The organism is bacterium, assembly GCA_031082185.1.
In the GTDB taxonomy this organism is placed as follows: Bacteria; Sysuimicrobiota; Sysuimicrobiia; order Sysuimicrobiales; family Humicultoraceae; genus VGFA01.
On sequence record JAVHLI010000040.1, the window covers coordinates 1 to 306 of the forward strand.

Genomic DNA, 306 nt, shown 5'->3' on the forward strand with positions numbered 1-306 from the left:
GAAACATCTTAGTAACCTGAGGAAGAGAAAGCAAAATTAGCGAACCCCCCAGTAGCGGCGAGCGAACCGGGGCGAGCCCAAACCGCGTACGTGTTAAAGCCTGCCGGCGTTGCGTATGCGGGGTAGTGGGAGATATCCGGAGGTAGCGGCAGTAACTTCGGGGAGACAATTCGACCTTAGAAGAATTCGGCTGGAAAGCCGAGCCACAGAGGGTAAAAGCCCCGTATTCGAAAAGGTCGTATTGGCCCTGGGATATCATCCCAAGTACCGCGGGACACGTGGAACCCCGTGGGAATTCGCGAGGAC

General features: G+C 56.2%; 1 rRNA gene (only partly in view). It reads left to right on the forward strand.

The features are described from left to right. Window positions 1-306 (forward strand): 23S ribosomal RNA (locus RDU83_14025); its annotated part runs 887 nt beyond the window's last position; the annotation flags it as partial.